Here is a 6,437-nt window from a genome sequence, read left to right as displayed (position 1 = left end):
GCCCTACTGCCCTACTGCCCTACTGCCCTACTGCCCTACTGCCCTACTGCCCTACTGCCCTAGGACTTCTCATGCCTTACCAATCCCCGATCTCCCCCGGCCGCTCCTGGTACGAGGACACAGCCGGCCCGAGACCTGAATACCCGGCGCTGGATGGCGACCGGACATGCGATGTCGTCATCATCGGGGGCGGCTTTACCGGTCTGTCGGCGGCAACCCATCTGGCCAAGGCGGGCACCAATGTCGTGCTGATCGAGGCGTATCGCTTCGGTGATGGCGCCTCGGGGCGCAATGGTGGTCAGCTCGGCACCGGCCAACGCGCCTGGGCAGAGGAGCTGGAAGCCGAGTATGGCTTCTCCCGCGCCAAGGCGCTGTTCGATCTCGCCGAAGAGGCGAAGACGCATCTCCTCGAATTCACTGCCGCCAACCAGATCGATATCGACTATATGCCGGGCCAGCTCTCGGTGGCGCACAAGCCGCGCTACGTCGACGACTACAAGGCGCATGCCGAGACCATGGCGAGCCGTTTTTCCTACCCGCATATTTCGTTCATGGATGCCAAGGAGACGGCGGAGCGGTTGGGCTCGACCGCCTATTTCGGCGGGACGCGCGACACCGGCACTGGCCACATCCACCCGATGAAGCTGGTGATCGGCACGGCGCGGGTGGCAGCGCAAGCGGGCGCGCAGCTGTTCGAGGGAACCCCATCGACCGGCATCATTTCCAATGGCGGCAAGGTCAAGGTTTCGACACCGAGAGGCACGGTGACCGCGCAGAAATGCCTGATCGCAGTCAATGCCTATGGCGGCACGCTCGAGCCGGTGAGTGCGGCGCACATCATGCCGATCGGTTCCTTCATCGGCGCGACCGTTCCTCTGGGCGCGGACTCAGACGTGCTGCCGGGCGGCGAGGCGGTCGACGATTCCCGCTTCGTCGTGCGCTATTTCCGCAGATCGAAGGACGGGCGATTGCTGTTCGGCGGACGCGAGGTTTATGGCGTCAACGATCCGAAGGACATCCACATCCACATCCGCCGCCAGATCGCGGAACTCTATCCGGCACTCAGGGATGTCGAGATCACGCATGGCTGGGGCGGCTATGTCGGCATCACGGTGCCGAGAAAGCCGTTCGTGCGCGAAGTGATGCCCAATGTGATCTCGGCCGGCGGCTATTCCGGCCACGGCGTCATGCTGTCCAACTTCTTCGGCAAGCTCTATGCCGAAACCGTTGCCGGCAACCGCGACCGGCTGAAGCTGATCGAGGATCTGAAAATCCCGCAGTTCCCCGGCGGCCGGCGCTTCCGCACGCCACTGCTGTTCCTGGCGCTCAACTGGTTTGCGCTACGGGACAGGATATAGAGCCTGTTCCGTCCCGACGGAAACAGGATCGGTTCCATCTGCTGGTTGGCATGATTTTTGGCGAGGGCCTGAAGCCACTTTCGGGATCCTGCCTCAGGCTGGACAGGATCGTTCTGAATTCCTGTAATATTGCTGTAATATTTGTTGCCGTAGCGGCACATTGCAGAATCCCCGGCAAAGGTGCAGAATCGCAGGAAGGCGTAGTGATGCCACAATCGCCGGCAAAAGATGCCGGTTGTGGGCGACTGACGGGGAATTCTGCGGGCTTGCCCGCTTTGGTTTCTTGGGACCGATGCAGATCTGGCGCCAGGTTCTTGGCATTCGATCGAAAGAACATCGGCCCGCTTATGGAGGTGGCAAGAGTGAGAGAGCCCTTCAGTTTCGGTACGCCGGAACGTCGGCGCTTTGCCATGCAGTTCGGATATGACATGCGGCCGTCCTTCTGGCAGGAAGTCCGTTCGAATTCGCATCTGGTGATCGCCGCGATCGGCACCGCCGCACTGCTTGGCGTCGCCGCGGTGGCACTGTGGCTGGCTTTGCCGGCCAATGACAGGCAGGCGGCCGCGAGCCCCGAGCAGACCATTCCGACCATTCCGGTGAAAACGACGAAAATCGCCCCGGTGGGGGCCGCAGTCGCTGCGGCGGCCGTGCCGCAGGCGCGCAAGTCCGACGCGGTTTCACCAAGTGTGGCGGCCGCGCAAACCAACGTACAAGCACTCGCGGCCAACGATCCTCGTTGGACCGGTTCGCAGCCGAAGGCTGCATCCGCTTCGGACGCGCCTGCTCCCAGCCAGATGGCGAACCAGGCCGAACAGGCGCCGGACAAGCCGACGGCGGCATTCGTGCAGCCGGCAACCGATACTGATGCCAGCACCGAACTCGCCAAGGTTGCCGCGCCGACCGCAGCGGCGGGCAGCCATCCCGATGGCGCACAAACCGCAGCCATCCCCACGGTGCAGCCGCAAGTGCCGGAGCAGCAGCCCGCGGCGGCGGAAAGCGACGGCAGCCAGGCCAAGGCGAAGCCCAGGAAGCTCGCAGCCGCCGGAACGGGGCGTATCCTGAGGACCGTGACCATGCGAAGCGGTCCGAAGAAAAATGCCGCCGCCATCGGCACGGTGCCGGCGAGAACCTCGGTGCAGGTAATGAGCTGCAAGCAATGGTGCCAGATCACCTACAACGGCAAGACCGGCTGGGTCTACAAGAGCTACATCAAGACCGGCGCCTGACAGCCACCGCAACCTGTCGCCGAAACGCTGGCTGCGTTGGCGTACCTCTTGTTTTGGTGCATTTCGTTGCCCCAAAATCGCTTCGCACTTTTGGGCGACATACACCAGGCTTTCAGATACAGCGGCCGCCGTCGACCTCGAGCGCCACACCGGTGATGAAGGCCGCCTCGTCCGAGGCAAGCCAGAGCGCTGCGTTAGCAATGTCGAGTGGCGTCGAAAGCCGGCCGAGCGGGATCGATGCCCGAAACTTCTCGCGGATTTCGGGCGTATCGGCACCCATGAACTTCTCCAGCATGCCGGTCTCGCCGGCAACCGGACAGAGGCAGTTTACGCGGATGTTCTTCGGCGCGAGTTCCACCGCCATCGATTTGGTGGCGGTGATCGCCCAGCCTTTCGACGCATTGTACCAGGTGAGACCCGGTCGCGGCCGCAGACCTGCGGTGGAGGCGGTGGTCAGGATGACGCCGCCGCCTTGCCGTTCCATGATCGGCACCACGGCCAGCGCCGCGTGATAGATCGCCTTCATGTTGACCGCGGTGATCAGGTCGAAGGTTTCCTCGTCGACATTGAGCATGTCGCCGTTGCGATGGGTGTAGCCGGCATTGTTGACCATGATGTCGATGCGGCCGAAGGCGCTTTTGGCGGCATAGACCATCTCGTCGAATTCGGAGCGCAGCGAAACATCCGTCTGGGTCCAGATCGCCGCTTCACCAATATCGCTGGCGACGCGCTCCGCACCCTTGGCATTGAGATCGGCGACAACGACCCTGGCGCCCTCCTCGGCAAAGCGCCTGGCGATGCCCTCGCCAAAGCCCGACGCGGCACCAGTGATGACGGCAACCTTGTTTTCCAGACGCATGTTTTTCCCGCTCATGACTGGTGACGGTCTACCAGTGCGCCAACGGCGCTCATCCGCGCAAAGCCACGGCTTCTGACCGGATTGGTCGAAAGATGTGCGGTCATTGCCGATTTCTTCTTTGGCTTTCGCCTCGATCCCGCTCTATGCTGCAACTGCGAAGGCTTCCGGAGCCGCGCCTGTCGACAAGCCCCCAGGTCATCGGACTGTCAAGGGGCAGGCGCATACACCCAGATGTGACACCATGGCACTGGAAAATTTAAATCGATTAGATTATATCAGCCGCGTCACAGCGACCGGCGTCAAAGCGGACAGACCATGACCAGCCAGATCATCCCCGTCGACCCTTTCGACTTCATCATTTTCGGCGGCACCGGCGATCTGTCGGAGCGCAAGCTTCTGCCGTCGCTCTACTATCGCCAGCGCGACCATCAATTCTCCGAGCCGACGCGCATCATCGGCACGTCACGCTCGAAGATGAGCGATGAGGAATTCCAGGCCTTCGCCAAGCAGGCGATCTCCGAGCACGTCAAACCGGCCGATATCGACGCCAAGGAACTGAAGACCTTTCTGGCACGCCTCTCTTATGTCTCGGCCGATGCGACAAGCGGGGCCGGATTCGACAAATTGAAGAAGGCGATCGGCGACAGCGACCGCATCCGCGCCTTCTACCTGGCGGTGGCGCCAGCGCTGTTCGGCGATATCTCGCATAAGCTGAAAGAGCACAATCTGATCACGCCGAACTCCCGCATCGTGCTGGAGAAGCCGATCGGCCGCGACCTTGCCTCGGCGCAAGCGCTCAACGACCTGGTCGGCGACGATTTCCACGAAAGCCAGATCTTCCGCATCGACCACTATCTCGGCAAGGAGACGGTGCAGAATCTGATGGCGCTGCGCTTTGCCAACGCGCTGTACGAGCCGCTGTGGAACTCCGCCCATATCGACCACGTGCAGATCACCGTGGCCGAGACCGTTGGGCTGGAAGACCGCGTCACCTATTACGACAAGGCCGGCGCGCTGCGCGACATGGTGCAGAACCATATGCTGCAGCTCTTGTGCCTCGTCGCCATGGAAGCGCCGTCGTCGATGGATGCAGACGCGGTGCGCGACGAGAAGCTGAAGGTGCTGCGGGCGTTGAAGCGCATCAACGGCAACGAGGCGCCGAAGCACACCGTGCGTGGCCAGTACCGCGCAGGCGCCTCGGCCAGCGGAGCTGTAAAGGGCTATGTCGAGGAGCTTGCCCACGACAGCAACACCGAGACCTTCGTCGCCATCAAGGCCGAGATCGGCACCTGGCGCTGGGCGGGCGTTCCGTTCTACCTCAGGACCGGCAAGCGGCTGGCGACCAGGGTTTCGGAAATCGTCATCGAATTCAAGCCGATCCCGCATTCGATCTTCGGCGACAGCGCCGGGCCGATCTTCGCCAACCAGTTGGTCATCCGGCTGCAGCCCGACGAAGGCGTCAAGCAGTTCATCATGATCAAGGACCCGGGTCCGGGCGGCATGCGGCTGCGCCAGATCTCGCTCGACATGAGCTTCGCGCAATCCTTCGATGGCCGCGCGCCGGATGCCTATGAGCGGCTGATCATGGATGTCATCCGTGGCAACCAGACCCTGTTCATGCGCCGCGACGAAGTCGAGGCGGCGTGGAAATGGATCGACCCGATCCAGAACGCCTGGGAAAGCGCCAGACAGGAAGCGCAGGGCTATACGGCAGGCACCTGGGGTCCCTCGGCCTCGATAGCGCTGATCGAACGTGACGGGCGGACATGGCACGAGAGCAATTGAACAGCGCCGCCTATAGCTGGAACGGCTTCGCCGAGCGCCAGGAGCTGGCGGCCGCCCTTGCCGGTCATGTTGCCGGCCGCCTGACCAAGGCAATAGCCGAGCGCGGCACAGGGCTGCTCGCCGTCTCCGGCGGCACCACGCCGGCAAAATTCTTCGTCGCCCTTTCGGCGATACCCATCGCCTGGGACAAGGTGATCGTGACGCTGGTCGACGAGCGTTTCGTGCCAGCCTCCTCGCCGCGTTCCAACGCCGGGCTGGTGGCCGCCAATCTGCTGCAGAACGCGGCCAGGGCGGCGCGTTTCGTGCCGCTCTATCACGAAGCCACCAGCATCGAGGATGCGGCTTCATCCGACAATGCAGCGCTCCAGTCCCTGCCCTGGCCGCTCGATGTCGTCGTGCTCGGCATGGGGCCGGATGGCCACACCGCCTCGTTCTTTCCCGATGCCGACGACCTGGCAACGCTGCTCGACCCGTCTTCCGACAGGATCGTGCTGCCGGTTCATGCGGCAAGTGCGGGCGAGCCGCGGCTGACCCTGTCGCTGGCGCGCATCGTCGATGCCGGCTTCATCGCGCTGCACATCGAAGGCGAAGACAAGCGCGCCGCCTTTGACAGCGCGGTTGCGCCTGGACCGCGAAAGCCAATTCGCGCCGTGCTCGACGCCGCGCGCGGGCCCGTAGAGGTTTTCTGGGCACCCTGATTTGAACTTGCTGAGGGTCCCGGCGGACAGCCGGATTGTGTTCCGGGACCTCGCCTGAAAGGACCGACACCATGACCGCCAGACGCGACATCGAAGCCATTACCGAGCGCATCCGCCAGCGTTCAAAGCCAGGCCGCGAGCGCTATCTCAGCCGCATCGCCGAGGCATCGAACCGCACCGCCAACCGGGCCGTGCTGTCGTGCGGCAATCTTGCCCACGGCTTTGCGGTGTGCAGCCCCTCGGAAAAGCTGGCACTGGGTGCGGACAAGGTGCCGAACCTCGGCATCATCACCTCCTACAACGACATGCTGTCGGCACATCAGCCGTTCGAGACCTTTCCGGCGCTGATCAAGGACGCGGCACGCGAAGCCGGCGGCATCGCGCAGGTGGCCGGTGGCGTGCCGGCAATGTGCGATGGCGTCACGCAAGGCCAGCCCGGCATGGAGCTGTCGCTGTTTTCGCGCGATGTCATCGCCATGGCCGCGGCGATCGGCCTGTCGCACAACATGTT

6 protein-coding genes are annotated in these 6,437 nt (G+C 63.3%); 5 read left to right on the top strand and 1 reads right to left on the bottom strand.

Translation table 11 applies throughout. From position 1 onward, the window contains the following. Positions 1 to 71 precede the first annotated feature (71 nt). Both EN993_RS29165 and EN993_RS29160 read left to right on the top strand, forming a co-directional pair. Positions 72 to 1,358 carry an FAD-binding oxidoreductase gene (locus EN993_RS29165; RefSeq protein ID WP_109670593.1) on the top strand — a complete coding sequence of 429 codons (1,287 nt, stop codon included), beginning with the start codon at positions 72 to 74 and terminating at the stop codon, positions 1,356 to 1,358. A gap of 362 nt (positions 1,359 to 1,720) precedes the next feature. Continuing rightward, positions 1,721 to 2,584 carry an SH3 domain-containing protein gene (locus tag EN993_RS29160; protein WP_164757879.1) on the top strand — a complete coding sequence of 288 codons (864 nt, stop codon included), beginning with the start codon at positions 1,721 to 1,723 and terminating at the stop codon, positions 2,582 to 2,584. 112 nt (positions 2,585 to 2,696) lie between these two features. On the opposite strand, the gene EN993_RS29155 is transcribed toward EN993_RS29160, so the two are convergent. Then, entirely contained in the window at positions 2,697 to 3,443 is a 747-nt protein-coding gene (locus EN993_RS29155) for an SDR family oxidoreductase (protein WP_126067705.1), read from the bottom strand. A 315-nt stretch (positions 3,444 to 3,758) separates the two neighbouring features. Between EN993_RS29155 and zwf the strand changes: the two genes are divergently transcribed. The 3 genes from zwf to EN993_RS29140 all read left to right on the top strand — a co-directional run. After that, a complete protein-coding gene (zwf, locus tag EN993_RS29150; protein ID WP_109670254.1) occupies positions 3,759 to 5,228 on the top strand; it encodes a glucose-6-phosphate dehydrogenase in 1,470 nt (489 codons plus the stop codon). Continuing rightward, positions 5,210 to 5,926 (top strand): 6-phosphogluconolactonase, encoded by a 717-nt coding sequence (gene pgl, locus EN993_RS29145; protein WP_127265513.1) that lies wholly within the window; start codon positions 5,210 to 5,212, stop codon positions 5,924 to 5,926. Before zwf ends, pgl begins: the two co-directional genes overlap by 19 nt. A 71-nt stretch (positions 5,927 to 5,997) precedes the next feature. Beyond that, on the top strand, positions 5,998 to 6,437 hold a 440-nt coding region (locus tag EN993_RS29140; RefSeq protein ID WP_206532437.1), incomplete at its 3' end, for a dihydroxy-acid dehydratase.

Origin of the sequence: Mesorhizobium sp. M7D.F.Ca.US.004.01.2.1 (genome assembly GCF_003997785.1) — a bacterium.
Classification (GTDB): Bacteria; Pseudomonadota; Alphaproteobacteria; order Rhizobiales; family Rhizobiaceae; genus Mesorhizobium; species Mesorhizobium loti.
Note: the sequence above shows the minus strand (reverse complement) of the source record. Positions and strands in the feature narration are given on the sequence as shown.